This is a genomic window from Paenibacillus tundrae (assembly GCF_030812775.1).
GTDB lineage: Bacteria > Bacillota > Bacilli > Paenibacillales > Paenibacillaceae > Paenibacillus > Paenibacillus tundrae_A.
This window is the reverse complement of record NZ_JAUSTI010000022.1, coordinates 44,100-68,894: the sequence shown is the minus strand read 5'-3', so window position 1 is coordinate 68,894 and position 24,795 is coordinate 44,100. Positions and strand designations below refer to the sequence as shown.

Below are 24,795 nucleotides of genomic sequence, written 5' to 3'. Positions count from 1 at the left end.
AGAACATACTACTACATATAGATAAGCACTTGCATAAATCCTAAGAACGCCTCTCCATTAGCCAGAGCTAGATCTGGTATGTGCATTCAACTAAGCGTTAGTGGAATTAGTGCACTTCTGACAAGTCACTTCAATACTTGGAGCGAACGGACGGAATATTGCAAAGTGCAGAGATAAAGGATTACTTAAAATCCTAATGGGTTAATATGAGATCAGGGTTTTACTCATCAATGGGGATAGCGGGGGCTGGCTTATGAATTATTTTGCTGACTTAACGTGGAAAGAGTCCATTAAGGACGTTATCGATATATTGATTGTTACCTATATTATGTACAAACTGATTCTGCTTGTACGGGGTACGCGTGCGGTTCAGCTTCTCAAAGGGATTCTATTCCTTGTGCTGATCTGGGCTCTAAGCACGTGGCTGAACCTGTATACACTCAAGTGGTTGATGAACCAGATGTTTACGTTTGGTGTCGTTGCGGTGTTTATTATCTTCCAACCGGAGCTTCGTCGTGGTCTGGAGCAATTGGGACGAGGTAAGCTATTTGGACGTTCAGCGGCAGCAAGTGATGAAGAATTAACCGTGTTAATCGGTGAGATTATTAAGTCTGTCAATTATTTGTCACGACGTAAAATTGGTGCACTTGTTGTATTTGAACGGGAAACCGGTCTCAATGATTACACCGAATCAGGTATCCAGATGCAATCTCTCGTCAGCTCGGAGCTGATGATTAATATCTTTATTCCAAATACACCATTACATGATGGTGCGGTCATTATTCAGGGTAAACAGATCTCCGCGGCAGCCTGCTATTTGCCTTTATCCGAGAATCCGTTTATCAGCAAAGAACTGGGTACACGTCACCGTGCAGCGATCGGTATTACCGAAGTTGCAGATGCCGTATGTTTGGTTGTCTCTGAGGAGACTGGCCAAGTATCGCTGGCAATGAATGGACAAGTGGTGCGTGACATCAAGGAAGAATCACTCATTGCGAAACTGTATGAGGAGCTGCGCCCCACATCCAATCTGAATAAAAAGAATAGCTGGACTACCTTCTGGAAACGGAAGGGGGGACGTAACAATGGATAAATGGTTCAATAACAATAACTTTGCGAAAATTCTTGCCCTAGCGGTCAGTTTACTGCTCTGGTTCATGATTCATCTCGACGAGGTTCCAACTACGCCGACTATTGCAACAGGGTCAACAAGTCGTATTGTGGAGCGTACAGTGCCTGTCCAGCCTTATGGACTAGACAGCAATTCGTATGTACTTACATCCTTAAGTACGGATGAGGTTCGTTTAGAGATCAAAGGACAGCGTTCTATGTTGACCTCTATTTTTACGAATGATGATTACAAAGTGCTTGTAGATCTCAGCGAAGTGAAGGATGGCTCGAATACATTACCACTTGTACCCGATCTGCCATCCGGCGTTGAGGTCGTCAGTATGGAGCCTTCAATGGTCACGGTGAACGTGGAAAAACTGGGCACCAAATCCTTCAATGTGAATATTGTACCCGAAGGAGAACCGTCCGCTGGATACACTGCTGGAACGCCTGTGGTTGAACCTTCAGGCGCAGTTAAGGTAACTCTCCCCGAAGGGCAATTGGAGGCTGTAGCGAAGGTTCAGGGCAGTGTGAGCGTGAAGGATGCGAAGGATGATATAACACAGAAAAAAGTGAAGCTTCAAGCATATGATGCAGAAGGCAAGGTAATTGATAATGCAGTTATCTCACCGGAAACGGTGGAAGTGCGAGTTCCGGTTAATCAGCCCTATACATCTATACCCTTGAGGCTCAAATACTCGGGACAACTGCCGGAAGGATTGGTACTGTCTAAGGTAGAACCTAACGTGAAAGAAGTCTCGGTTTACGGAACAGAGGAGGCGCTTGCGGGTATCCGGTCCTACGACCAACTAACCCTGGATCTTACTCAGTTTGAACAAGCCGGGGAATCGACAGTTAACCTGGACTTGACGCCGCCTCCTGGTTTTGAGAAAATCGAGCCTAGTTCGATTCAGCTTAAGGTAACTGTAGCGCCATACGATGAAAAAGAAGAGACGACCAAAGTCTTTCCTAACGTACCGATAACCCTCACGGGGATCGGAAACGGATTGGAAAGTGAATTGGTTACACCCAAGAGTGGTGGGCTCAACATCACACTCAAGGGTTCTTCAAGTATGCTCGAAGGTTTGAGCAGCGATGATATCAAGCTGTCCGCAGATCTTCATGGTTTAGCAGTGGGTAATCACGAGGTACAGGTGACCGCCGATTTGCCACGATTTGCCGAACTCGATGAAACATCCAATGATTTGAGTGCCACGGTCAAAATTACGGAAAACGCGGATGAAACCACAGTTCCTCCTAGCGAGGATGCTACGGACGAAGATACGGTGGGACCGGAGCCTTCACCTGCAGAAGTGGAGAACGGTAATACGGAGCCAGCTCCTGAAGAGGAAGAAACCGAATCGAATACGGAAACACAGGAGCAGACTCCACAAGGCAACGTACCGAATCGGGGAAATACAAATAGCAATAGTAACGCAAATAGTAGTGGATCGAATCCATAGGGATTCGAATCGTCAATTTGAATATTAGTGCGTGTTCAAAAAGGTCGGTTTTCAGTACCGAGAAGATGGGATGAAGCTAGAAATAGAGTAGCGGAGCGTAGATTAAGCTACGTGAGCAATTACATTGTTTCTGAAAGAAACAAACTTCGTAAGCATCCACTTATTTCGGATGAATTTCATATTTGACGCTGAGATGCCGAGGCATCCTTCGCAATCAAAAGCGGACTTTTTGAACAAACTCTATTACATTTTATGCTCTTATATGATGCGAATAAAAGGAGTTAGATCATGGGGAAATATTTTGGTACAGACGGTGTAAGAGGGGTTGCTAATAAAGAACTAACAGCAGAACTTGCGTATAGCATTGGACGTTGTGGGGGTTACGTACTTGCAGGTGGCGTGGAAAGACCGAAAGTAGTCATTGGTATGGATACTCGAATCTCGGGTCTCATGCTTGAATCTGCACTTGTGGCAGGTCTGTTGTCCATGGGTGCAGATGTCATTCGAATCGGTGTTGTATCCACTCCCGGTGTAGCATATCTTACACGTGTATTGAAAGCTGATGCGGGTGTTATGATCTCTGCTTCACACAATCCGGTTGAGGATAACGGAATTAAGTTCTTTGGTGGAGATGGTTTCAAGCTGTCGGACGAGACAGAAAACCGGATTGAAGAACTAATGGATGCGGAGACAGACCAATTGCCACGTCCTGTAGGTGGTGGTCTAGGTACGGTGACTGTTGATGAACAGTCTAGATTCCGTTATTTGGATTTCTTGAAAACAACCGTTAATGAATCGTTCTCTGGACTCAAAGTTGTGCTCGACTGTGCGAACGGAGCTGCCTATGAACTGGCACCGAAATTGTTCAGTGAACTAGGTGCAGAAGTCATTGCGATTGGTGCTGAGCCTAACGGCCTGAATATTAATGAGCAATGTGGATCTACACATCCTGAGCAGTTGAAACAAGAGGTGCTGAAACATCAGGCAGACCTGGGTCTTGCTTTTGACGGAGATGCGGATCGACTGATTGCTATTGATGAGACAGGTGCAGAAGTCGATGGGGACTTCATCCTGTGTATCTGTGGGGATGCGATGAACCGTGCCGGCAAACTGAAGGATAGTACTGTTGTATCTACCGTAATGAGTAATATCGGGTTCTACAAAGCAACAGAGAAGCTGGCACTCAAAACAGCTAAGACGGCAGTAGGTGACCGATATGTCATGGAGGAGATGCGTCGCGGTGGGTATAACCTAGGCGGAGAGCAATCTGGTCATGTTATTTTCCTGGACTACAATACAACGGGTGACGGCATGCTGACTGCGATTCAACTCGTGGATACTTTGAAGGCATCTGGCAAGAAACTGAGCGAACTGAAATCTCTCATGACGCAGTACCCACAGGTATTGGTTAATGTACGTGTTCAGGATAAGAGTAAATATGAAGGCAATACCGCAATTGGGGAAGCTATTGCCGTTGTTGAGAAACAGCTTGGCGATAACGGCCGCGTACTCGTACGTGCCTCAGGTACCGAGTCACTGATTCGTGTCATGGCGGAAGGGCCGGATAAGGTAGAACTGGAGCAATTTGTAGCTCAAATTGCTGATGTCGTACAGAAAGAATTAGTATAATTCATCGTGAAACGATAATTGGAGGGATTATTTGGATCAATATATGGATCTGAGCGTATAGTCCCGAAGGATCGTCTCTGTCGTGAAAAAAATAGAGTAGTACATTCATAAACTCACATCCTGAACTGGTGAGACCATCGGTCTGTTTGTCCGGTCAAGGATGTGGGTAAATATGCTGAAATTGTCACAGGTACTTTGCTCCATTGCAAAATGAACCTGACGTGCATATAATGAGTGGAGTCGTCATTCAGACACAGAAAGTGAGGATCGTAAGGTACCAGTTACACAAGCGCCAGAGCTTGAAGTTGCGCGGGAAGCATCTTGCGTCACTATATCTAGGTTGAGCATAAGATATGGTTGAGCAAGATCGACGGCAATCAAGCTGACGAGGTGGAGGTGTTCGGATTGTTCGGCGGGGACCTCCCGGTGATGCATCAGAGCCGTAAACCGGATTTTGCGGAAAATGGATGGGTGACTGTCCACACAACGCGTCGGTGGGTGCAAGATACAACTTTTAAAAATACAAATGAATGTGCACGAAGAGCACTATAGGTGCGCGCACGGGAAAATGATGTACATTCATGATTGCATTTATAACATTCATACCAGCTTATGATGACAGCGGAGCGGCAAGAGGCTGCTCTGATCATTGATAATTGAATAAGTAGCGAGTATTCATGAACCGTTAGGCAATCATTCATTTTTCCGCTATGCCGCGCCAACTAGTCTCTCTTCGTGACACAGTATTCATATACAAACGGAGGAACTTAAATTATGTGCGGTATTGTTGGATATATTGGTAATAAGAACACTCAATCGGTATTGGTCGAAGGTCTGAAGAAGCTCGAGTATCGTGGTTATGATTCAGCGGGTATTGCTGTATTTACACCAGAAGGTCTGCAAATCACCAAAGCGCTTGGACGTCTTGCGAACCTTGAAGCTAAACTGGAAGGTGCACCGCTGGTAGGTAATGCTGGAATCGGACATACACGTTGGGCAACTCATGGTAAACCTTCGGATGAAAACTCCCACCCACACACGGATGAGAGCCAGAAGTTCTCTGTTGTTCACAACGGTATTATTGAGAACTACTTGGAGCTGAAGGATGAATTGATGGCAGAAGGCCACACATTCACTTCAGAGACGGATACGGAAGTTATCTCCCACTTGATTGCACGTGAGTACGATGGCGATATCGTTAAAGCAGTGCAAAAAGTAATCACGTTGATGCGTGGGGCATTCGCTCTGGGTGTACTGACTGAGTATGAGCCAGAGAAACTCGTAGCTGTGCGTCAAGCTAGCCCATTGATTATCGGTGTTGGTGAAGGCGAGAACTTTATCGGTTCCGATATCCCAGCGATTCTGGAGCATACACGTAACGTGTATATCCTGAACGATGGTGAGATGGCTGTATTGACACATGATGCTGTCGAATTGATGACGATTGAGGGCAATTTTATTTCTCGGGAAATGATTCATGTCGATTGGGATGCTGTAACCGCAGAAAAAGGCGGATTCGAGCACTTCATGCTCAAAGAAATTCATGAGCAACCAAAAGCATATCGTGATACAATGCTGGGTCGCATCGACAATGAAGGCAAAAAAGTTCAGTTGCCTGAGCTGAACATGACTGAAGAGCAAATTAAAAATATCCGTAACATTCAGATCATCGCTTGTGGTACTGCATACCATGCAGGTCTGGTTGGACGTACAATTATTGAGCAATTGGTACGTATTCCGGTAGAAACAGACGTTGCTTCGGAGTACCGTTATCGTTCACCAATCGTGAACAAAGATACCCTTGTAATCGTAGTAAGCCAATCTGGTGAAACTGCGGATACACTTGCTGCACTGCGTGAAGCACAGTCCAATGGCGCACATGTGTTGGCAGTAACAAACGTTGTGGGCAGCTCCATCGCTCGTGATGCAAATGATGTTATTGCAACGTTGGCAGGACCGGAAATCGCGGTAGCTTCCACGAAAGCATACACATCACAACTGATTGCGTTCAACCTGCTTGGTCTGTATCTGGCACAAGTACGTGGTACACAAACAGCAGAAGAAATCGAGCACATGCTTGCTGCAATGCAAGCTCTGCCTGAGCAAGTAGAATCCATGTTGGAGCAAGCTGATGCAATCAAAGGATATGCAGAGCAAATCTCCAAACATCAACATCTCTTCTTCATCGGCCGTGGTTTGGACTACGCTGTAGCACAAGAAGGTTCGTTGAAACTGAAAGAGATCTCCTACATCCACTCCGAAGCTTATGCGGCGGGTGAGTTGAAGCATGGTACACTCGCATTGATCGAGGACGGTATTCCTGTTATTGCTCTGGCAACACAGGAGAATGTGCTTGAGAAAACCGTGAGCAACATCAAGGAAGTTAAAGCGCGTGGCGCAGATGTACTGGCAATTACGTATGAAGAGCACGTAGCAAGCTTGCTGAAATCCGTGGATCAAGCATTTGCTATTCCTAAGACGTTGCCATTGCTGAGCCCAGCTCTGTCCGTTGTAGCGCTGCAATTGCTTGCATACTATGCATCGCTTGCACTGGGTCACGATGTGGATAAACCACGTAACCTGGCGAAGAGTGTAACAGTTGAGTAATTTATGCCAAATTTAAAGGGAATCTTTTGTTTTTGAATTATAAAGTTGTGTAGATATTTGATTAATTTTTACCCGTTCGCTTATAATCAAAAAGCGAACGGGTATTTTTATTTTATTTTTTTTAGGGGGATAATGATGGGGATTAAATATAGTAATTACGCTAATGTAGTAGCCTATAGAGACAGACGCCCTATGCATACGGCTAATCAAATTTTAACGGCTAATAAACTCACATTAGTACGAGGTGCAATAACTGTAGGCTTAGCTCCTAAAGCACACCTTAATCTGAGTAGAGAACTTTTAGAGTGGAAAATCTCTACTATGCTTGCTTTTATAGATACAAATTCTATCTTCACAATTAAAAATGTTAATGATTTAGAGATGAGTGAAAGAGTAACTGTAGCTTATTTTATAGGGATGGTCTTTGCTCAAATTCATATGCAAAAAATGTACAATATTAGACATTTAGAGCATTTAAAGAGTCCAGGAATAGGTTTTACCTCAAGATCAGGAGATTTAAAGAACCCGGATCTTTGGGGAGTAGACTTAAGAACAAGACAATCTTATTTAGTTGAAGCTAAGGGGTCAACATTAAGATCTAATTACTTTGATAATACAAAAATAATTAAAGCTGAAAGTCAATTAAATGCAATACTTCAGATTAATTATACGGTAGCTGGAGTGACACAAACTTTTAATGGAGCAAATTTGAAGAAACTTATAATAGCGACTCACCCTGATATGAATAATGAGATAATTCAACATATTATTGATCCAATTGAAGAAAATCAAAAATTAATTAAGGTTCAAGGAAATGAAATGGTATATAAACATTACCTGCATCTTATTAACTTCCTGACAATAGAGAATTCTAATCTCGTAGAGATAAGTAGGATTCCTAATGTAAAGTTTAGGGTGATTAATCTTAAAATGTTTAATTGTTCAATTGGTCTGTTAGAAGATATTTATCAGATACTAAAGCCTAAGCTAGTAATTGAAACACCAAGAGAAGAAGATTTAATAGGTATTAACGAAGATATAAATTCTATACTAAATACATATGAATTAGATCAAAATAATGAGAAATATTCAATAGGAATAGACGGAGTAATCGTATTAAATAATGATTACGAGGTGATATAATGCTAAAACGTCAAACCGGTTGGACTGAAGCAAAATCTCTCAGTACATTAAGAAAGGTAAGGCCAAGGAGAGTTTGACCTTTTTAAGTCGTGGTACAATTCAAGATGTAAATTCTAGTGATGGTGTAAATCGTTTCATTGGATAGAAAACAATCCTTGAACATCAATTTATTTTCGGCTTCTGATAGACGATCGATTAAAAAGAGTTGGTTATAGATAAGTAGATTAAACAACTTTATTTTCTGCACATAAAAATGCGAGCCGACTAAGAGTTGCTCATACCATGTAGGTATATAACGAAAAGCTCCTTATAACGATTTGTTATAAGGAGCTTTTTTAAGAAAGGAGCAGACCTGATTTATCAAGCCCAAGTTGTAATCGTATCAACCGGGAGGCGATAGGAAGGATAACCTGCTTTGGCTGCTTTACCGATGGAGATCAGCATGACAGGCTGGAATCTGCCTTTATCTAGGCCAAAGACTTCGGCGATCTGATCTTTATCATAACCAGCCATAGGGTTGGTGTCGTAACCATGAGCACGGGCTACAAGCATGAGCTGCATGGCAATGAGTCCAGAGTCAATCAGGTTGATATCACGCAGATCAGATGCGCTTAGACTATCATAATACGGTTTTGCCTGCCCGATCTGCATCTCCTTGATCTCTTGCGGCATATAACCAAGCTCCACAGATTCACTGAAAATCTCTTCCATGTATTCGATGTTGTGAGCATCATAGAATACGGCAATAAGAGCCGAAGAGGTTAGGGCCTGCGTCTGGTTAAATGAGGCTAGGGGTGCCATTTTTTGTTTCCCTTCAGCACTGTCGATAACGAGGAAACGCCATGGCTGCATGTTGATCGCAGATGGAGCGCGGGAAGCCTTCGACAAGATTTCCATCATTTCTTCGCGGCTAATTTTTACTTCGGGATCGTATTCTTTCACTGAACGACGTTCTAGAACGATCGAATTAAAATCATTGGTTTTGCTAAAGTGGTCAGTCGTTGTATTCATGTAGGTTTCTCTCCTCTATACGCATAATAGTGAGGCGGTTACTTTGTTATTCATCTCACTATGAGGAGTCTAAACTATGAAGTATACTTTATAGCAAGCAAATGAAATGAGGCTGACTCAAGTGAAAATTAATGAAGTATCTAAACGAATCAACCTTCCCATATCAACGCTTCGTTACTATGAGAAGGTTGGCATTATTACCGAGGAGTACGTACTGAGAGACCAGAATAATTATCGGATATACACCCCAGGTATCATTCAGCACTTGGAAGTTGTTAAGCAATGCTTGGCCGTTGGATTTACGATTCAGGATATAGAGTGCATGATCTCGAAGAATGGGTTCTCCGAAAACGAACAAAGTACTATTATTCAGGGGAAAATATCTGAAATCGAAGAGGCTCAGCTCAAGTTAGAACATGCGAAACAAAGTCTTAACGATATTCTTAGATCAAACATTACGTGCGAGGATGGCTTTGGGAAATGCTAACGGTAGGCATGTGAAGCGAAACAGTCTACTTCATATTTTTGTTATTTTGCTAGCTGGATTTGCCTAATTTACTTCTTCAAAAATAAAAAAATTTAAATTATGTTGATTCCATTTAAATTAATGATTTGTAAATAATACTTTAAAGCAAGCTTAGATTTTTTTAATTTAAATTAAGATCTTTGCAGAGGACTTTTCTTATAGTAGTTCTCACCTTTTGTAAATTTAACTGTAAAAATTCCAGAAAATTATACCGATAAGATTAAAGGAGGGGTTATATGTCAGACAGCTTAAAGAAGGTTTTTAATATTGCAAAAGAGATGTGGTATATTCCTTTTTTAGTTTATTTCATTGGGTTTATTTACATTCAAGGCATTTTTTCACCATTTGTATCTGATAATTTTATTTTTAGAGGTTTTTTGTCAGTTGTTCCTGTATCGTTCAATTTGTATCTATTCAATGGGTTGTACATTTGCTTTTTTATATTAGTCTTTCCGATTTTGAGTGCTTATTTCATCTCTGGAGTTAATGTTACAAAGGTAGCTGAATTTTCTGTAATTAAATTTAAGAAATATCCAACAACTTGGGTTGTTATAATATATTATGTATTACTATTATCAGTAGATGGGGCTATTACTTATTCTTCAATGAGTGCTGAATTACCAATCGCCTCAACAATATTTGTGTACATATTATTATTTTCATTGCATATAAACATTACTCTTATATCTATAAAAATACAATTGAAGATCGCAGAAATAAAAGGACATTCAAAAGCTGTCACTGGAGTATCCTTCTGGTTCTCTATTTTGATCCTTATTTTATGTATCTATTTATTCGGATTAAATACACAGGTTAGCATTTTCAATGGGTATAAGAATCAAAAGGAAAATTTAGAATATGCCCAAATTACAAAAGAAGATGGGTCAAAAGCTGAATATATAAAGTTAGATATTTCAACTGATTTTTTTATTGGATACGATATAAATTCGAGAAGGGCAATTTATTACCCTATTGATAAGTTAATAAATATTCAAACGTTTAGGAAAGAGAACTCGGATTATCAAAAATTATATAACCTTGAAAATGATATTGATGCAAATGATAAACTTCTAATCAAAACTGTCAATCAATACTATGAAGTTATGACTAAATCGAAGGCGACAGTTTCAGTAAAAGATGCTGAAGAATTTCTGAAATTATTTTCATTCGAAACATATACAAATTTTGTTAGTAAATCAGTTGACATCCAACATAAACAGTTGAAGCATGAGACGTATCGAGATAAGCAGCCTCAGGACTTTTTTGGGTATGATCTCTCCGTTCCGGTTTTAGGAGAAGAGGGGAATTATCTGGTCTATGTTAGAGAATATTGGAAAGGTGAAAATATTGATCTGCTATTCGAACTTTCTGCTAATGGATTAATTATGAAAATAAAGCCTACATCTTTCAATTTCAAACTATAGTAGGATAAAAAATCATCTTTGAAGCTAGGAGTGTAAGATTTATTATTAATATATAGACAAAGAGCCCCTAAGGGGCTCTTTGTGGTCTACACACTTGGCAAATCTATTATATGAAACACTGAAAAGTAACTTAACTTCTATATCTTCATTGACTAAGTTCCGCAGAGACTTTCCAATCGGGCTCATCGGCTTGTACGAGCCATTTATCATCCACTTTCATCATCGTGAGTAACCCTTTGCTCGGAACCCGTTTAACCTCGTTCTCATCCTGGTCAAACAATACAAAGTCTAATGTATAATGCAGATCGTACGTATTTTCAGTTGGCTGGTTCAATGGTTCGAATGCAAGATTTTCGGGTTTTAGGGATAACTGCTGCTTCTGTACAATAAGAAAGGGCAACGTTGTATAACGATTAAGCTCGGCTTTGGAATAATACTCGTCTGTAAGAAATGGCTTAATTAATTTATTCCGTTCAAGGATCGACTCTTCTGAGAAAATATCCTCTTGATAAGTAACGGTGTACTCCACATTTTTGTAGGTTTCGCCGGCTTGAATTGCTTGGTTCACCTCTTTCGAATTGTCGCATCCTGTGGCGATGGTAAGCAGTACGATGAGCATAGTAAGTAAAGTCCCCTTTAACCGGAGTGTCATTATAATCTCCCCCCTTATATGTATAGTTTAATTTTACCATATTTGATACTTATATTATTGTTATCAATGAATTCACCAAATGAAAACAATAAAAAATCCCCCTTCTTCCGTAAAGGTAGCACAGGGGGATTTTGAGATAAGTTACTTATTGTTCACGCTATTCGCTATTCACTTCAGGATCTGATGCATGTTCTAATGTTTTGGTCGTACTCTTTGGTTAATCTCTGCTCTCTGTTTACTAAATGTCTCTCTGAATGGCGTCTTTCTCTTAGCGATTACGGTTGCCTGTATTCACGTTTCCACTTCCACCCTCAATACTGATAGACTTGCCTGAGGTATCGGTAATATTGTTCTTAATTTCATTTGAGCTAGAGTTGGTAAGACGTATACCGGTTATGGAGAAACCGGAGTGGGTTGTCATCTCATTACCAATCACTTTGTTCTGGTTGGAGCCGTCTAGACGAATAACAGCATCTGGTTTAAGCGAAGTGTTCGTTTGGATAAATTTATTGTCTGTAAAGGTATTACCACTTGCCTGCACTAAGAGACCTTGAAGAGACGCGTTTTTGATTGTATTTCCGTATACGTTATTTCCAGTTGCTCCTGTTAGTACAAAGATACCCCGTGGGTAGTTTTCGATTACATTGTTTGTAATGGTGTTGTTGGCACCGTCATTAGGGATACGAATACCAGCATAGCCGTCTGATTGGTGGGTACGGTTAATGATCTGATTGCCGGACACGGTGGTATTGGTTGCACGAGACAGGTTAATTCCACTACCGCCGCCCGAATTTGTAATTTGATTGTTTATAATTTGCACGTTGCTAAACTCACCAGCTGGGAAGCTTTCGTGCCCTGTTGCAATGGCATGTCCATTGTTGCGGTCAAAGCGACTGTTGGTGATCTCGGAATCTTTCGTTCTACGTAACAAGGCTCCTATAGTTGTATCTCGGATCTCGATCTGGTCAAGTGTGAGGTGAGAGACAGGAATATCAATAATAATTCCACCTACCTGACTAACACCGCGAGCTTCCCGATTTTCACGATCGGCATCAATGGTCAGATTGGAGATTCTCACGTTGATCCGATTGGATTGATTACGGAGAATCGGATTACCAATGACATATTGGCTAGAAGAGCCTGTTTTTTTGAAAATGGTTTGCCCAATTCCATCACCGGTCAGACTAACTCCGGTATATAAACGAATAGACTCATCGACATAGTATGTACCTTTTGGAAAATAAACGGTTCCTTCCATTCCTCGATCATAGAAATACTTCAATGCATTTTGAATTTCCTTCGTTTGGGCGTTTTTTGAATTGGCTTTAACCCCAAAATCGGTTGCTTTAATCACATTGTCTGCTGCTTGAACCACGGTCGTTCCGACTGTAGCCTCTTGAATAACAAAGGCAGTAGCGACAAGAAGCAGTAGGCTAAGACGAACCTTGTTCTTTAAACCTTTAAACATATACCTATTCCCCCTGACCAATAAGTGAGATTTATCACAAAAATCCCCTTTTTTTATTGTCGGTTATTAACCTACATTATTTAAGAGGATGAGCGAATTAAAGTATTGGTACAAAACGAAATGCTATTGTATGATCAAGCCAATGATCTTTTATGTTCGATATCGATCTTCTGTTCATAAAAAAATTGTTATGAAATCAGGTGAATACGTGATCCAAAAGTCCCGAATCCGGGTATCATTAATATAGTTATCTTAAATTAATGGATATACATATTATATGAAGTGTTATTTTAGCCTTTGTCTGTTATTGCAAGAGGTTTCTATCATGGGATTAGAGTGGGGGATATGCGTGTCTATAGTTGATGTGATGAAAAAAGATGTTGTGACGGATGAGTTAGTGATCCAAGCGATGGAGAAGAGTTTGGCGATTATTCGATTCGATATGAAACGCAAGGTTACGTATGTGAATGATGTATTTGCCACAACGATGGGCTATCAAAAAGAAGAGATGTACGGCATGCAACATGAACAACTTTGCTTTGGAAGCTTTGTGAACAGTGTGGAATACGAAGCCTTCTGGGGGAGTATTTTCAGTGGGGTGAGCTTTCAGGATAAGGTAGAACGTAAGGATGCAAATGGCAACTCCGTGTGGCTTGAGGCTACGTATATGCCTGTTTATGATGAGAATAATCAGAAAATACTCGGTGTATCCAAAATAGCGACCGATATCACAAATCGCCAGAACAATATATCGTCAGTCGTTCATGAATTAAAGACGATGTCACATGAGCTGAGCGAGCAGGCAGATGGGGGCATCGGACGTAGTCAGGAACTAATGTCCAGCATTTCTTATATTTCAGAGGTGTCTGCTCATAACCGCACGACGTTGACTCATTTGCAGGAACAGGCGGGATCGATTCAAGGGGTAGTTCAGACGATCCGTGAAATTGCATCACAAACACAGCTACTCGCTCTGAATGCAGCGATCGAGGCTGCACACGCTGGGGAGTATGGCCGAGGGTTCGATATCGTTGCCAAAGAAGTGAAGAAGCTATCCGAGATTGTAGAGAATTCGATTAATGAAATTCGTGATAGCATTACCGGCATTACCAAAGAGATTGGAAATATCGCAGGCGGAACACAAAAAGTTGAGGAATACGTGGAGCAGAGTAAAGAGCGAATTGGGATCGCTTTGAATGACTTTACGTCGATTGCTGCATCTGCTCAGTTACTCGATGCCAAGGCACAGCAAGTAACCAAAATCGTGTGATGCATCGCAAAGAAATGTCCGATTGCAGATTTAATCATGTTATATCTGGCATTTCTGGCATGCCATTGAGCTACATAGGTTAATTTCATAAATATATATGGTTAGAATAATGGATGCGGTTCCTTGAGGGGAGCCGTTTTTTGCTGTGTATTATTAGTCGAGCGAGACGAGACAGTACACTTTTCTTTTTCATCATCCTCATTTTGATCTTGTCGTGATGCTCATCCGTAAGCTTTGAAGTTATACAATATTGCTTCACTATAAGTAGGTTTACAAAAACGGGAATGTTTGTGTGAAAACGTGGACACAATACTTTCGAATACCTGCAGCTTATCATGCAGAGAAATGTTGGGGTGAGAATATGTGGTCTACCATTGTTTCCTATGTGCCCGAATGGTCAGTATGGATTCAGGCCTTCTTGGTCATTATCATTCCCATTGGCATTACCCTGACTACACGTTGGATTAATACTTCGATCAAGCGTGGTAGCTTTACTCGCTCCAATAAACCGTCGGTATCCCCAAAGGATATCTCACCAGCCGCCGCAGGAGTAGGGAGCGGAACGGAGACAGGGCACTATGCCAATATTAAAATAACCGGTAACTACCATACGGATCTAATTAGTATCAAAGAAACCTTTGGTAAAAATGCAGATGTGCATCTTCGGGAGTTCACGATTAGAGGTACCAATACAAGGGCTGCCGTAATGTTTACCGAAGGTCTCACAGATATGAATTTAATGGACGAATACCTTATCAAGTCCTTGATGTTAGAAGGGGTGCCTGAGCAGACTCAGGGGGAATTCGTGCAACAAAATAACGCTGACTTTCTGGCGTCGTATTTGAAGGAGCAACTGCTTCCTGTAAGCCAAGTGCAGGAGACGTCATCACTTCAGGAACTGTCTGTTGGTGTACTGCTAGGCAAAAATGCATTGTTGGTGGATGGACTACCTGGAGCGATGTTAATCGGAACGGCTAAGGGGAAAACGCGTGGTGTAGATGAACCCTTATCCGAAGGTTTACTTCGCGGTCCACGAATCGGCTTTACAGAGGAGTTAAGCGATAATACAGGGATTTTGCGTCGCCATGGCAGTAATCAGAGTTTGTTTATTCAAAAATTTGAAGTAGGCACACGTGTCAAAAAAGATCTGGCGATTGCTTATATTCAGGATATTGCTGATCCTAAGCTTGTAGCTGAAGTACAGAAGCGAATTCAAGAGATGGATATGGATGATATGCTCGAATCGGGTTATGTGGAACAACTTATAGAAGACAGCACCCTTAGTCCTTTTCAACAGATTCTGAATACGGAAAGACCTGACCGGGTAATGGGCGCCTTACTAGAGGGAAGGGTAGCTATCCTGCTGGATGGGACACCCTTTGTACTCGTTGTACCTGTAACCTTTAGCATGCTGCTGCAATCGCCTGAGGATTATTACGAGCGCTGGATTCCGGGCACTTTTCTAAGAATGCTGCGTTTTATGTCCGCTATGCTAGCTTTGCTTGCTCCTGCTCTCTACATTTCTTTTATTTCATTCCATCCCGGGCTTATACCAACCAAGCTGGTATTGACGATAATTGAGACACGAACAGGAGTACCGTTCCCTTCCCTGATTGAAGTATTAATCATGGAACTCTCTATTGAGATTCTAAGGGAAGCTGGAATTCGTCTGCCTAAACCGATTGGGCCTGCGATGGGTATCGTAGGAGGTCTAATCATTGGTCAAGCTGCCGTACAGGCGGGGATTATAAGTCAGTTCCTCGTTATTGTCGTGGCGGTAACGGCGATATCTTCCTTTACGATTCCTGTGTACAGCGCCGGTTTAACATTACGGATTCTAAGGTTTGCGGCCATGTTTAGCGCAGCTGTACTTGGATTATTCGGAGTGGTTATGTTCTTTTTGCTCGTGTGTACACATCTGTCACGGCTTTCAAGCTTCGGCGTACCTTATGTTGCGCCAGCGGTTCCGTATCACCTGGGTGAATGGAAGGATTTCTTCATCCGTGCCCCGCTCAACATGATGCGTAAACGTCCCATCATGAATAATCCAACAGATGAGGATCGTAAAAAATGAGTTATCTTACAAAGGGCTGGAGGTGAAATACATTGAATGAAGATAGCCCTCTAGGCAAAGTCACGACGACGCAGGCCGTTGTAATCATTGTCAATTACATGCTAGGTGCTGGGATCTTGACGTTACCTCGAACGACGAGTAAAGCTGTTGGAACACCAGATGTCTGGATTTCCATTATTTTGGCTGGGTTGATTGTCACGGGCATTGGCATTATCCTGGTCACTTTGTGTCGTCGCTTTCCAGGGAAGACCGTCTTCCAGTTTACTCGTGAGATCACGGGCAGCTGGATTGCTTACATATTGGGATGTGCTATGATTCTGTATTTCACAGTTATTTCTGCTTTTGAAATCAGAGTTATGGCGGATGTAACCGGAATGTACTTGCTTGAACGTACACCTACATGGGCGATCGTGATGGTATTTATGTGGATAGGTATCTATCTGATCACTGGAGGACTTGCTGTAATTATACGTGTGTTTGAGATTATATTGCCCATTACGTTGATTATTTTTGTGATCGAAATTCTGCTTAGTAATCAGTTATTCGAGATTGGCAACCTGCGACCCGTACTTGGAGAGGGGATCATGCCCGTTCTTAAAGGATTGAAACCCTCCTTACTGTCTTATACCGGTTACGAGGTGATGCTGGTCATAACCGCTTATATGCATAATCCCCAAAAAAGTAATAAAGCGATGACCTGGGGATTGATGACTTCTACTATTGTTTATTTGATCACTGTTGTTATGGTTGTGGGTAGTTTGTCGCTGGATGGGATCAAAACAAGAACATGGCCTACGCTAGATTTGGTGAGGAGCTTCGAGATCCAAGGTCTAGTATTTGAGCGTTTCGAATCCTTATTGCTCGCTATCTGGATTATGCAGATCTTCTCAACAACAGTCATTACCCATTACTGTGCTTCGGTGGGGATTCGGGATTTATTTCGTGTGAAGAAAATGCCAGTTATTATGTATGTACTGCTTCCGATTATTTATATTACAGCATTGATGCCCAAAAATGTGGATCAGACCTTTGCACTAGGGGATATGCTGGGCAATGTATCTGTAGTGTTGTTTGCTATCTTACCTCTGGTATTGCTGGTGTTAAGTCTGATTCGCAAAAAAGGAGGCAAACATGCATGAGGCAATTTCGTATGCTTGTACGTACAATCACTAGCTTATGCATTCTGTTAATGATATCCGGTTGCTGGAGCAGTAGAGAGATTGAAGAGCTAAGTCTATATGTAGGGCTAGGTATTGATGTCGCCAAAGAGACAGAGTTTGAGAAGAATGTCGCAGCTCAAGGGGGAGATTATGCGAAGCAGAAAGTGGTGACGGCAACGGTTCAGATTGCTCCAGGATATGCGAGTGGTCAAAAAAGTGGTCAATCGGGCTCTCCTGCTGCGGGTAAAACTTCTTATTCCAATGAACAGCTGACAGGGGACTCGATGCTGCAGATCTTTCGTCAGTTTGCATTACGACGAGATCGTCCACTCATCGGACATCATCTGAAGGTCATTGTGATATCGAAGGATATCGCCAAAACGTATGGTCTGGATCAACTGCTCGATTTTGTACTGCGGGATAATGATATACGTCCAAACTGCCTGGTATTGGTTAGCCATCGACGAGCTATTGATGTGCTCACTTCAGACGATCCTTCCCGTATTCCAGCTTTTTACCTCACGGGGATCAGCAATAACTCGTACTTGTCTAACAAAATTTTAGAGCCTGTTCCGTTAACCAAATTAGATGCACAGATGCAATCTGGTTCCAGCTTTTTGTTACAGAATGTGCTTAGTTTTAAAGGGGAGGATAAGTTCTCAGGAGCTAGCATTTTTAAGGGGGATACCACCAAATTTATTGGTGAGCTTAACCAAACTGATTTAGAAGGGTTAGCTTGGCTAATGGCCAAAGAACGTGGTGGTGTCATTAAGACATATAACAAACAAGGCTTCACTGTGTTATATGAAATCAAGAAGAAAAAAACCAAAATCACACCTAAAGTGGTGGGTAACAATATCTCATTTGATGTGAAGGCCGAATCTGAAGGTTGGCTGATGGAGGATTGGCGTGCGCCTGAAAAAGAAGAGAAGGGAGCCTACCTGAGAGAGCTAGAGAAAAATTTCACGGATATGGCCGAACAACAAATTGATCAGGTGCTCCATAAACTTCAACATACCTACAAAGTAGACGTTGCCGATTTTCGAGATAGCTTACGGATTAAATATCCGAAAGTGTGGAAAAAGGTCAAGGATGACTGGGATGAAGTCTTCAGCACCGTGCCAATTACGTATAAGGTGAAGATTAATATTACAAGTCCAGGTTCTTCCACAGAGTAGTCAAGAAGATGCATTTTCTAACTAAATGTTGACACATTCATGATAGATCGCTATATTAGTAAAAAATCATTTTCTTATCCAGAGAGGTGGAGGGACTGGCCCTGCGAAGCCTCAGCAACAGATCTGAAGGATACTGTGCTAATTCCAGCGGGTGAACAGCCTGATAGATAGGACGCTTGTTTTTATTTGTCAGTAACGACGCACTCTTCACGAAGAGTGCGTTTTTTTGTTTGGCTGTATTCTGGGTGAGAAAGAAAGGGAGCAGCATGAATAACAACAAAGACAAGGGACATTTCCAACGAAAAATGCAGGCACGACACGTGATTATGCTCTCTCTTGGCGGTGTAATTGGGACAGGGTTATTTTTAAGCTCGGGATACACGATTCAACAGGCGGGACCTCTAGGAACGATTCTCTCCTATCTGATCGGAGCGCTTGTTGTATATCTCGTCATGTTATGTTTAGGCGAACTGTCAGTACATATGCCTGAGACAGGAGCCTTTCATAGTTATGCAGCCAAATACATTGGCCCTGCAACTGGATATACGGTTGCCTGGTTATATTGGTTGACCTGGACTGTTGCTCTAGGTTCTGAGTTCACGGCGGCAGGACTATTGATGCAGCGCTGGTTCCCTTCCGTAAATGTATGGATTTGGAGCGCACTTTTCGCACTGATGATTTTTTTGTTTAATGCACTGACCGTGAAATTTTTCGCAGAATCAGAGTTCTGGTTTTCATCCATCAAGGTCATCACGATTGTGATCTTTATTATATTGGGAGGAGCGGCCGTATTTGGTATTATTCCAATGGCAGACGCCCAACCAGCACCATTTTTTACCAATATTACAGGCTCTGGTTGGTTTCCCCATGGAGCTACGGCTATTTTAATGACGATGCTTGCGGTAAACTTTGCCTTTTCAGGCACCGAGTTAATCGGCATTGCTGCTGGTGAGACGGAACAACCCGAGAAGACGATTCCTAAAGCCATCCATACCACATTATGGCGTTTAATTATTTTCTTCATCGGTACGATTATTATTTTGTCAGCGTTATTACCTATGTCCGATGCAGGTGTCTTGGAAAGCCCCTTTGTAGCCGTCATGGAGAGAATAGGCATTCCTTATGCCGCAGATATTATGAATTTTGTGATCTTAACGGCTATTTTGTCTGCTGCGAACTCCGGCTTGTACGCGTCATCACGCATGATCTGGTCGCTCGCAGACAAACAGACAATCTCTCCCTGGTTTGCTAGGTTAACGAACAGAGGTGTGCCGTTGAATGCTATCGCAACTAGTATGGTTGGGGGTGGACTAGCGTTATTATCCAGCATTATTGCGCCGGGCACGGTGTACATTACGTTGGTATCCATCTCGGGACTGGCTGTCGTTGCGGTGTGGATGAGCATCAGTGCATCACAGTATATGTTTCGTAGGCAGTACATTCGTGAAGGAAATTCAGTGGAGAATCTAGTTTACCGTACGCCACTTTATCCAGCCGTTCCTATCATTTCGTTCTTACTGTGTCTAGCTGCATGCATCGGCATTGCCTTTGACCCGACACAACGAATTGCATTATATTGTGGCATACCTTTTATTGCTTTCTGTTATGCAGCTTATTATATTACCGACCGTGTAAAAAAAAGAAATGAGGATAAGTCATGACACAACAGCAAATGGAAATGAATCCTATTCAAAAAATTCTGGCTGAGCATCCTGTAATGATTCTCGATGGCGCACTGGCTACTGAACTTGAAAAACATGGCTGTAATCTGGATGATCCACTCTGGTCTGCTCGGGTGTTACTGGAGAATCCGGACGTAATCGTTCAGGTTCATGCGGATTACTTCCGCGCTGGTGCAGATTGTGCGATTACATCCAGTTATCAGGCAACTGTGGAGGGATTCGGGAAGAAAGGCATTGAAGAACAAGCCGCATTGGAATTGATTCGCAAGACGGTCAAATTGGCTGCACAAGCGCGAAACGAAGTATGGGATGAAGTGAGGAACATAGTTCAGCGAACTAAGCCAATTGTGGCAGCATCGGTAGGCCCTTATGGCGCATATCTTGCAGATGGCTCGGAATATGTAGGTCACTACGGTGTGTCCGATGAGACACTCGCAGCCTTTCACCGTCCTCGATTAGCGGCTCTTGTTGAAGCAGGAGCGGATATGTTGGCATTTGAGACGATTCCTTCGTTGCAAGAGGCACAAGTGTTAGTTACGTTACTGAAGGAATTCCCGGATACTTCTGCATGGCTAACCTTCTCGCTGCAAGATGGCACGACAATCAGTGAAGGAACCCCACTGGCTGAATGTGCACGTCAACTTGGCAATGAGCCACAGATTGCTGCGATTGGATTGAATTGTGCACCGATGGAAGTCGTTACTGAGGCGATTCATATCCTTGCTCAATCTAGTGATAAGCCGATCATCGTCTATCCCAATTCGGGTGAAGTATATGATGCAGAGACCAAGACTTGGAGCGGTCAAGGCACATGTGGTAGCATAAGCGAAGCTTCAGAGCAATGGGTTGCTGCTGGCGCACAAATCATCGGCGGCTGCTGCCGTACAACACCGCATCAGATCAGCGAGCTGGCTAAGAAGTGGCGGAACGAGACATAGGCTAATGTGAGGGCTGGAATTCAGGCCAATCCTGAATGATTTTATAGTTATGGTAATCGAAGACGAAGTCGAACATAAGAAAAAGCCCTTTCGTCTCCTTAAAGGAAACGAGAGGGCTTCTTGATTTTGGTCAGCCGTATTATTCAATAACCAGATTGCGTGGAGAAGAATTACGGATAACTCGTGAAGACACCCATGATCCATATGCTGCGGCAAGTGTGGTTAGGCAGGCGAATAAAAGGATTCCAGCCCAGTTCAAAATAAGGGGAAGCTCTACGATCCCGTATTCAGAAAGGACAAGCTCTAGAAGAACAGGTAGTACATATATGCCTATGACAATGCCCAATAAGGCGCCTATGGAGGACAAGATTACAATGCCCATGGCAATCGACAATCGGATTTGGCTTGACGTTAAACCAATAGATTTATATATGCCATAGGTTCTGCTTTCCTTGCGAATGCTGATCCGGCAGGTGCTAAAGATAATGATAAATGTAACCAGAATAAACAGCAGTCCGATTAGAGTCATCGGATAGACCAGAATGTCTGCCGCTTCAGCATATACGGAATCAAGCAGCATTTTCTGGGTAACAACAGAAGTAGAATCCTTGAATTGCTCATTCAACGCATGGACAACAGGTTCTACTTGAACCGGATCCTTCACATTGATAAAAACAACATCCACATCCTTGTAACTGGAATTCACGCTATGCATCGCATCCATGGTGATTCGTCCGGAGACGGACATGTTGGCAATGGCTTGATAGACACCCGTGATCACGAAAGTACGTTTCTTTCCTTCAATGTAGATATCAATGAGATCACCGAGATCCTTATGATACGTTTTGGCTATATTTACACCGATCGAAATTTCATTCTCCAACCGAGGATTAGATCCTCTTAGATTCTCAAACCCAAGCTGATCATAGCTTCCATCCAGCACAGTTAGAAACAGACTCGTGGATTGACCCTGCGGATTGATCGAAGTATCAGGGCGGATGACCCCGGACGTATTCCCTTGCCAGCCCACATTCTGGATACGGGTATCTTGTTCTAATACGTGCTCTAGCTTATCTAGGGAAAAATGACTCTTATTCACCACTACGGCTGCGATGTTGGCATTATCATACCCCCATTTAGCGGCTGTCTGGTATATTCCACTGACACTCGTCACAACGACATAACCAAGAACGAGTACAGCTGATGCCATCATCGTGAGTAGCAGTATAAGAGCAGAGCTACGGATGTTCTTCATCAGATTACGAAAGCCAATGACGACAGAAACCGGATATCGTGAGAACCCAATCGCACGGAAGAACGGTGTATTCATCCGTTGAGCGATGCGAATATGGTCAGCTTCGGACATCCCATAACGAATGGCCTGCACAGGTTCAATATGTCGTGCTTTGTTGGCATAGAGCATAACGAACAAGATGACCATAGCGAAGAGAAATGCACCGACAAGAAGTGCTGTACCAATTCCCTGCATTGGATTATCGCTACCACCAGCGCTGAGCGAAGATACCGAGATGCTCATTAACGGTTTGGATATCCACACACTTAGCATAAGCCCAGGAAGAATGGCGACTAGAGATAATATGGCGTATTGTATAACATACGTGCCAATCATCTTATGGGAAGTCAAGCCTAGCGATTTGAGGATCCCGATCGTTTTATAGTTAGCCAAGATTGCATCGGAAATGGTGAACCCAATCGTAACGAGAGCGATGACTAGCATAACTACGCCGAGGAAGATCATAATGAACCCGATAATCTGATTAATAATCAGATAGAAGGAGGATATACTCTCAAACTCCATCTTGGTCTCCAGAAAAGGGACATCATGTCCAAGACTATACTTCTCCCAATAACGTGAACTCGTGCTGTAATCGTCAAAATGAATGCCGAACATATAATTGTCGTTTCCTGCGAGTGCCTGAACATCATGTTGATAATCCGTTGGATTCATCCAGACCCGTGCAGTATTGGTGAATGGGGCACCGTAAGGAACATCTATGACTATATCGGAAACCGTCAAATTGAGGTTAGTGGAGCCTGCTCTGAAGCTTATCGTATCGCCAATTGCGATATGGTATGAGTTAGCCATGGAGGTAGGGATCCAGACTGAACCTTGTTCAGGCAAAGCTGGTTGCAATCCGCTGGAAAAAATGAGTTTATCCACATCCCATGGGGGAGCTGGCGTATTGATCATGTATAGATAGAGATTCGGAATATCCAGGCCGTCAAACGTAATTCCTGACAGTGTCCGGTACTGTAGTAACGGAGAGACATCAACATGTTCTTGTTCCTGCCACCAACCATATACAGCCTGAGGATCATTCAGGTCTTTCTCAAAGGAGAGAATCTGATGAGAGCCATGAGCACGTTCATGCATTTCCTTAAATAAATTGCCGGTATTCGCCAGAATAATGACAGCTGTTGCTACAAGTAGTGTGGATAAGAGAATGAGAAGCGTGCTAAATCCATTTTGCGTTTTGTTTTTCCGGAGGTAAGAGAGGCTTAATCGCCACATGATCGCCATAGCCCTATTCCTTCCTCGACACAAAATTGAAGATCATCGATTCACGATCGTGGATCTGCTCTTCGTCATATTTGCTGAACTCAAGAATACCGGCTACCTTACCATCTCGGATGAAAATAAGACGGTCTGCACGACATGCAGCCTTGATATCATGAGTGACCATAACGACCGATTGTCCCTTGCGGTTGATATTGGTCAAGATATCAAGGACAGCTTGGCCGTGCTCATAGTTCAGACTACCCGTAGGTTCATCAGCAAATAACATATCAGGTGAGTTAATTAGTGCACGTGCAATGGCAGCTCGTTGTTGTTGTCCACCCGATGTTTCAGAGGGAAGGCGATGATGCTGTTCATTGATATCCATGGCTGTCATCAATTGACTTGCTCTGGCGGCGGCCTCACTCCTCTTGGAACCGGCGATATAGCCAGGTAATGCGATATTTTGTTGGATCGAGAGGTCTGGGACAAGGTTGATACTTTGATAGATATAACCGATTCGGCGAGTGCGGAATTCAGACATCTCCCGTTCGGTATAAGCGTCAATGCGTTGATCCCGGAAATACACTTCGCCTGCTGTTACCTGATCCAAGCCGCTTAGCAGGTACAACAGGGTAGACTTGCCTGAGCCCGAGTTGCCCATAATTACGGTAAAATCACCTTCGTATATATCCAGATCAACATTACGTATAGCATGATACTGCTCGCTACCCGTATTGTAGGTTTTACATAAGTTTTGAGCGTGTATAATGGCTGTCTTGACCAAGAAGATCACTCCCTCTGATTCATTTTAATGTCAGTTCAAAAAGGTCGGTTTTCAGTACCGAGAAGATGGGATGAAGATAGAAATGGAGTAGCGGAGCGTAGGGAAACTACGTGAGCAACTAAATTGTTTCCAAAGGAAACAAACTTCGTAAGCAT

At 42.7% G+C, this 24,795-nt stretch carries 19 protein-coding genes and 1 riboswitch; of the genes, 14 read left to right on the top strand and 5 right to left on the bottom strand.

Translation table 11 applies throughout. The features are described 5' to 3' along the window. The first annotated feature begins 253 nt into the window (after positions 1–253). From cdaA to J2T19_RS25360, 6 genes are all read left to right on the top strand, one after another. Positions 254–1,093 (top strand): diadenylate cyclase CdaA, encoded by an 840-nt coding sequence (cdaA, locus tag J2T19_RS25385; RefSeq protein WP_145053495.1) that lies wholly within the window; start codon positions 254–256, stop codon positions 1,091–1,093. Beyond that, a complete protein-coding gene (locus J2T19_RS25380) occupies positions 1,086–2,573 on the top strand; it encodes a CdaR family protein (protein WP_307220905.1) in 1,488 nt (495 codons plus the stop codon). Before cdaA ends, J2T19_RS25380 begins: the two co-directional genes overlap by 8 nt. 288 nt (positions 2,574–2,861) lie before the next feature. Beyond that, positions 2,862–4,202: a phosphoglucosamine mutase gene (gene glmM, locus J2T19_RS25375; RefSeq protein ID WP_307220903.1), complete on the top strand. Its 1,341-nt coding sequence runs from the start codon at positions 2,862–2,864 to the stop codon at positions 4,200–4,202. A 357-nt stretch (positions 4,203–4,559) separates the two neighbouring features. Then, positions 4,560–4,754, top strand: coding sequence for a hypothetical protein (locus tag J2T19_RS25370; RefSeq protein ID WP_307220901.1), 195 nt, complete (start codon positions 4,560–4,562; stop codon positions 4,752–4,754). A gap of 222 nt (positions 4,755–4,976) precedes the next feature. After that, a complete protein-coding gene (gene glmS, locus J2T19_RS25365) occupies positions 4,977–6,809 on the top strand; it encodes a glutamine--fructose-6-phosphate transaminase (isomerizing) (protein WP_145053501.1) in 1,833 nt (610 codons plus the stop codon). 135 nt (positions 6,810–6,944) lie between these two features. After that, positions 6,945–7,952, top strand: coding sequence for a hypothetical protein (locus tag J2T19_RS25360; RefSeq protein WP_307220898.1), 1,008 nt, complete (start codon positions 6,945–6,947; stop codon positions 7,950–7,952). A gap of 360 nt (positions 7,953–8,312) precedes the next feature. Here the strand turns inward: J2T19_RS25360 and J2T19_RS25355 are convergent, their stop codons facing one another. Further along, positions 8,313–8,963 (bottom strand): nitroreductase family protein, encoded by a 651-nt coding sequence (locus J2T19_RS25355; RefSeq protein ID WP_307220896.1) that lies wholly within the window; start codon positions 8,961–8,963, stop codon positions 8,313–8,315. 121 nt (positions 8,964–9,084) lie between these two features. On the opposite strand from J2T19_RS25355, the gene J2T19_RS25350 reads away from it, so the two are divergent. Beyond that, complete coding sequence (locus J2T19_RS25350) at positions 9,085–9,450, top strand: helix-turn-helix domain-containing protein (RefSeq protein WP_307220894.1); 366 nt, start codon at positions 9,085–9,087, stop codon at positions 9,448–9,450. 275 nt (positions 9,451–9,725) lie between these two features. Continuing rightward, complete coding sequence (locus tag J2T19_RS25345) at positions 9,726–10,913, top strand: hypothetical protein (RefSeq protein WP_307220891.1); 1,188 nt, start codon at positions 9,726–9,728, stop codon at positions 10,911–10,913. A 145-nt stretch (positions 10,914–11,058) separates the two neighbouring features. On the opposite strand, the gene J2T19_RS25340 is transcribed toward J2T19_RS25345, so the two are convergent. Together J2T19_RS25340 and J2T19_RS25335 are read right to left on the bottom strand one after the other, a co-directional pair. Beyond that, positions 11,059–11,565 (bottom strand): hypothetical protein, encoded by a 507-nt coding sequence (locus tag J2T19_RS25340; protein WP_307220889.1) that lies wholly within the window; start codon positions 11,563–11,565, stop codon positions 11,059–11,061. 268 nt (positions 11,566–11,833) lie between these two features. Further along, complete coding sequence (locus tag J2T19_RS25335) at positions 11,834–13,033, bottom strand: glycosyl hydrolase family 28-related protein (protein ID WP_307220886.1); 1,200 nt, start codon at positions 13,031–13,033, stop codon at positions 11,834–11,836. Between the two features lie 367 nt (positions 13,034–13,400). Between J2T19_RS25335 and J2T19_RS25330 the strand changes: the two genes are divergently transcribed. The 6 genes from J2T19_RS25330 (at position 13,401) to mmuM (ending at position 21,335) form a co-directional block, all read left to right on the top strand. After that, a complete protein-coding gene (locus J2T19_RS25330; RefSeq protein WP_307220884.1) occupies positions 13,401–14,303 on the top strand; it encodes a methyl-accepting chemotaxis protein in 903 nt (300 codons plus the stop codon). 361 nt (positions 14,304–14,664) lie between these two features. Beyond that, entirely contained in the window at positions 14,665–16,377 is a 1,713-nt protein-coding gene (locus J2T19_RS25325; RefSeq protein WP_307220914.1) for a spore germination protein, read from the top strand. A gap of 32 nt (positions 16,378–16,409) precedes the next feature. After that, on the top strand, positions 16,410–17,516 hold the full coding sequence (locus J2T19_RS25320) for a GerAB/ArcD/ProY family transporter (protein ID WP_307220882.1): 1,107 nt from the start codon (positions 16,410–16,412) through the stop codon (positions 17,514–17,516). Then, positions 17,513–18,715, top strand: coding sequence for a Ger(x)C family spore germination protein (locus J2T19_RS25315; RefSeq protein WP_307220880.1), 1,203 nt, complete (start codon positions 17,513–17,515; stop codon positions 18,713–18,715). The genes J2T19_RS25320 and J2T19_RS25315 overlap by 4 nt, the downstream gene beginning before the upstream one ends. Positions 18,716–18,786: 71 nt before the next feature. Further along, positions 18,787–18,889, top strand: a riboswitch (SAM riboswitch). 92 nt (positions 18,890–18,981) lie between these two features. Next, positions 18,982–20,376, top strand: a complete 1,395-nt coding sequence (gene mmuP / locus J2T19_RS25310; RefSeq protein WP_307220877.1) for an S-methylmethionine permease — start codon at positions 18,982–18,984, stop codon at positions 20,374–20,376. Then, positions 20,373–21,335, top strand: a complete 963-nt coding sequence (mmuM, locus tag J2T19_RS25305) for a homocysteine S-methyltransferase (RefSeq protein WP_307220875.1) — start codon at positions 20,373–20,375, stop codon at positions 21,333–21,335. Before mmuP ends, mmuM begins: the two co-directional genes overlap by 4 nt. A gap of 139 nt (positions 21,336–21,474) precedes the next feature. Here mmuM and J2T19_RS25300 read toward each other — a convergent pair whose 3' ends face one another. Both J2T19_RS25300 and J2T19_RS25295 read right to left on the bottom strand, forming a co-directional pair. Next, positions 21,475–23,877: an ABC transporter permease gene (locus J2T19_RS25300; protein WP_307220873.1), complete on the bottom strand. Its 2,403-nt coding sequence runs from the start codon at positions 23,875–23,877 to the stop codon at positions 21,475–21,477. Positions 23,878–23,881: 4 nt separating this feature from the next. Then, entirely contained in the window at positions 23,882–24,640 is a 759-nt protein-coding gene (locus J2T19_RS25295) for an ABC transporter ATP-binding protein (protein WP_307220871.1), read from the bottom strand. Positions 24,641–24,795: the final 155 nt, after the last annotated feature.

What these genes read in the sequence shown, in the direction of transcription:
- mmuM (WP_307220875.1), top strand. Translation starts at nt 20,373, where the DNA reads ATGACACAACAGCAAATGGAAATGAATCCTATTCAAAAAATTCTGGCT.
- J2T19_RS25315 (WP_307220880.1), top strand. Translation starts at nt 17,513, where the DNA reads ATGAGGCAATTTCGTATGCTTGTACGTACAATCACTAGCTTATGCATT.
- J2T19_RS25330 (WP_307220884.1), top strand. Translation starts at nt 13,401, where the DNA reads ATGAAAAAAGATGTTGTGACGGATGAGTTAGTGATCCAAGCGATGGAG.
- J2T19_RS25335 (WP_307220886.1), bottom strand. Translation starts at nt 13,033, where the DNA reads ATGTTTAAAGGTTTAAAGAACAAGGTTCGTCTTAGCCTACTGCTTCTT.
- J2T19_RS25380 (WP_307220905.1), top strand. Translation starts at nt 1,086, where the DNA reads ATGGATAAATGGTTCAATAACAATAACTTTGCGAAAATTCTTGCCCTA.
- J2T19_RS25355 (WP_307220896.1), bottom strand. Translation starts at nt 8,963, where the DNA reads ATGAATACAACGACTGACCACTTTAGCAAAACCAATGATTTTAATTCG.
- mmuP (WP_307220877.1), top strand. Translation starts at nt 18,982, where the DNA reads ATGAATAACAACAAAGACAAGGGACATTTCCAACGAAAAATGCAGGCA.
- glmM (WP_307220903.1), top strand. Translation starts at nt 2,862, where the DNA reads ATGGGGAAATATTTTGGTACAGACGGTGTAAGAGGGGTTGCTAATAAA.
- J2T19_RS25345 (WP_307220891.1), top strand. Translation starts at nt 9,726, where the DNA reads ATGTCAGACAGCTTAAAGAAGGTTTTTAATATTGCAAAAGAGATGTGG.
- J2T19_RS25340 (WP_307220889.1), bottom strand. Translation starts at nt 11,565, where the DNA reads ATGACACTCCGGTTAAAGGGGACTTTACTTACTATGCTCATCGTACTG.
- J2T19_RS25360 (WP_307220898.1), top strand. Translation starts at nt 6,945, where the DNA reads ATGGGGATTAAATATAGTAATTACGCTAATGTAGTAGCCTATAGAGAC.
- J2T19_RS25300 (WP_307220873.1), bottom strand. Translation starts at nt 23,877, where the DNA reads ATGGCGATCATGTGGCGATTAAGCCTCTCTTACCTCCGGAAAAACAAA.
- glmS (WP_145053501.1), top strand. Translation starts at nt 4,977, where the DNA reads ATGTGCGGTATTGTTGGATATATTGGTAATAAGAACACTCAATCGGTA.
- cdaA (WP_145053495.1), top strand. Translation starts at nt 254, where the DNA reads ATGAATTATTTTGCTGACTTAACGTGGAAAGAGTCCATTAAGGACGTT.
- J2T19_RS25325 (WP_307220914.1), top strand. Translation starts at nt 14,665, where the DNA reads ATGTGGTCTACCATTGTTTCCTATGTGCCCGAATGGTCAGTATGGATT.